5 protein-coding genes are annotated in these 2,697 nt (G+C 40.8%); all 5 read left to right on the forward strand.

The genetic code is table 11. The features are described 5' to 3' along the window. Positions 1-720 precede the first annotated feature (720 nt). On the forward strand, positions 721-1,035 hold the full coding sequence (locus DXB58_RS27510; RefSeq protein WP_007844349.1) for a hypothetical protein: 315 nt from the start codon (positions 721-723) through the stop codon (positions 1,033-1,035). Positions 1,036-1,406: 371 nt separating this feature from the next. Next, positions 1,407-1,565, forward strand: coding sequence for a hypothetical protein (locus DXB58_RS27815; RefSeq protein ID WP_008674690.1), 159 nt, complete (start codon positions 1,407-1,409; stop codon positions 1,563-1,565). A 28-nt stretch (positions 1,566-1,593) separates the two neighbouring features. Continuing rightward, positions 1,594-1,833, forward strand: coding sequence for a hypothetical protein (locus DXB58_RS27520; protein ID WP_065849679.1), 240 nt, complete (start codon positions 1,594-1,596; stop codon positions 1,831-1,833). Positions 1,834-1,929: 96 nt separating this feature from the next. Further along, positions 1,930-2,382 (forward strand): ATP-binding protein, encoded by a 453-nt coding sequence (locus DXB58_RS27525; RefSeq protein WP_122138875.1) that lies wholly within the window; start codon positions 1,930-1,932, stop codon positions 2,380-2,382. Between the two features lie 129 nt (positions 2,383-2,511). After that, the coding region (locus tag DXB58_RS28315; protein ID WP_122138876.1) for a hypothetical protein at positions 2,512-2,697 on the forward strand (186 nt) is incomplete at its 3' end.

A 2,697-nucleotide genomic window follows, 5' to 3' on the forward strand; every position in this document is an offset into this window, starting at 1 on the left:
AAAATGTTTTGTATCATTTTTGACTTGTAATAGATTGATATTTAATATATTATGTTTTTATGAAATGCTTCGGGGGACAAACTAGGGACAAAAATTTGCTATCCAAAAGATAAAAAGAGCAAATATAAGGTCTATCCCTTGATGTTTTTTAGGCCAATTTTTTTGTCCCTCGGAAAGAAAAACAATCCCGTTCTCATCATACGATGATATTCGAAGCACACTGCAAATATAATAAAGTTTAGTCTGTTTTTTGTATATCTCTTCAAGTTCTAAACTAAACGGCTTTTATAAGCTCCCAAAGCCATACCTATTTTTCTTTTGGCCAGCAAAATTGTTAAAGGAGACATTACTTTGTCCTTTCAGTTCTGTCTCTTTTCACCAGTCGTTGTTTGGGCTATGTGCTTTGGCGGCATATCCTCGGTTTTACCTTTCCCTGTTTTAGCCTTCTTCTTACTTCCTCCATTATTCCGCATATCCCTTTCGGGCTATCTGGTGTGAATTGTGTCGCAAAGGTGCTTGTCATGTCTCTCTTGTCTGCAAGGTCATAGCCTTGGGTTCACAGCCAAATCTCCACTTTCTGCTTCACAGAGGTCGTATTTAGCCGTGAAACCTTGCATAAGGAGCCATGACACCTTTTGAGACGACATAATTAAATCAAGCCCGAAAGTAGTAGATGCTACAAGAGGGAAAAACAAAAAACAATCTTAAAATTTAAGCATTATGACATTCAGAGAATTTATGAAAGAAAACGGTTACGAAGTAAAAACAAAGTTTTGGGAAGATTTTTCGCTAGCAGAGCGATTTGGCCTTTCGGCTATTCAGTACACGTTCAATCGTGCTTTCAAAGAGTGGAAAGAAGATTACGAATTTCTAACCGAACTGGTATTGGTGCTTAACCGTAAGATATGGCAATACCACGAAAAAAGACCGGAGTTCGCGGAACTCTACAATACCCTTGAGGAACAGACCGACCAATATGCGATGGAGAACCTGAAAGATGAAGAGCTAAGTTATTTCTTTGATGTAACGGATTAAGCGTAAGAGTGTAGGGAGCTGGCTTCGGTCGGGTTCTCTTCCGTGCAGATCCCTTTTTATTAGCGCGGATTCCCCTTTTATTTTACATTGTCATGTGTTACTGACATAAAATTGTGTTGCACAATTTTCGTTTCTATCGGAATAGCCATTTGTATCTTTTAGGGTTGGATTTACCTTGTTGGAGATTACGATTGCAGAATTACAGAAGCTAGGCGAAAGCGAAGACCATATAGAATTTAAGGAGGCAAAGCATAATTACACGTTTGCCGGAGGAAAACATGTTGATCTGAAAGACAGGCGGCGGTGTGTATTGGGGTGTATTGTCGCCTTGGCGAATGAAAAGGGTGGACGATTGGTATTAGGAATGGTATATGCTCCATGCGGTTGTCGGTTCGGATTTTGCAGAAAACGAAGTGGGAGAACTCACAGATGAAATCTACGAAAGATTAGGAATAAGGATAGAAGCTACCGAACTTTACGAAGACGGTGCGTGTGCTTGTACTATCTGTTCCATCTCGTCCCGTAGGTAGGTTGTTGAGATTTGAGGGAGTACCTCTTATGCGTACAGGGGAAAGCCTGCGGGCAATGTCCGATGCCGATATTTTCAGGATATTGTCTGAACAGGAACCGGATTTTTCAGCCAAGATATGCGAAGGGCTTACTATAGAGGATTTGGATAAGGAGGCCATAGCGGAAATGAAAACCCAATATGCGCGAAAGCAGGAAAATCCGTTGTTTCAAAACTATCCCGACGAACAAGTGCTGTCTGATTTGGATTTGTTGAAGGACGGGAAATAGAATTATGCGGCACTTATTCTGCTTGGGAAATCCGAAGCCATACGGAAATATCTCCCTCAGAACAATATCGTTGTAGAGTTCAGGATGTATCACTCGATGATACAATATACCGCTTGCAAAGAATTTCAGTTGCTGTTATTCATAACGATTGACAAGGTATGGGATTACATCAATCAGCCTGCCAGCAATCCGCTTCTGTATTACAATGACGGCTCTTATATATTCGATATACCATCTTTCAACAAAGAGGTAATCGGAGAGGCGATATTGAATGTTTGCTGCCACCGCTCAATGTTGATTCAGAGCGATGTCGTCATCAAGCAATATCCCGATAGTATAACCATTACCAATGCTGGTGGTTTTCCGTCCGGAGTGGATATGAACAACATTTTGACAGTGAACAGTGTTCCGCGCAGTAAACTGATGAGCGAGGTATTGCAGAAGACAGGATTGGTGGAGCGTTCCGGTCAAGGAGTGGAAAAAATGTTCTACAACTGTATTATGGAAGGGGAAGCACTGCCTGACTATTCAGGAACAGACTCGTATTAGGTAAGTCTCACATTCAATGCTCCTATACTTGATACGGCTTTTGTTATTTTCATCAGGAAGGTACAAGACAATAGATCTGCCGCCGAGCAACTTAATGTCTTTGAATTGCTGGCTTTGCACAAAATAGCAATGAGGGATTATGAGGGACTTGAAGAAAAGACTTTAAGGAAATTATCGGAAGAAAAACTTATCGTTTACGAAAACGGCTCTTATCGTTTGTCCGAGGAATATCGGAATGAGTTTGCTGAAAGACTGAAGGGCTTGAGCATGACTCACCTTAAGTTGGTTTCAGACTGTTTTTATAAAAATGGTTAT

The sequence above is a fragment of the Bacteroides sp. OM05-10AA genome, from assembly GCF_003439055.1.
Lineage (GTDB): Bacteria > Bacteroidota > Bacteroidia > Bacteroidales > Bacteroidaceae > Bacteroides > Bacteroides intestinigallinarum.

Excerpts from the sequence above, each read along its gene's own strand:
- DXB58_RS27510 (WP_007844349.1), top strand. The coding sequence starts at position 721 with ATGACATTCAGAGAATTTATGAAAGAAAACGGTTACGAAGTAAAAACA.
- DXB58_RS27815 (WP_008674690.1), top strand. The coding sequence starts at position 1,407 with ATGCTCCATGCGGTTGTCGGTTCGGATTTTGCAGAAAACGAAGTGGGA.
- DXB58_RS27525 (WP_122138875.1), top strand. The coding sequence starts at position 1,930 with ATGATACAATATACCGCTTGCAAAGAATTTCAGTTGCTGTTATTCATA.
- DXB58_RS27520 (WP_065849679.1), top strand. The coding sequence starts at position 1,594 with ATGCGTACAGGGGAAAGCCTGCGGGCAATGTCCGATGCCGATATTTTC.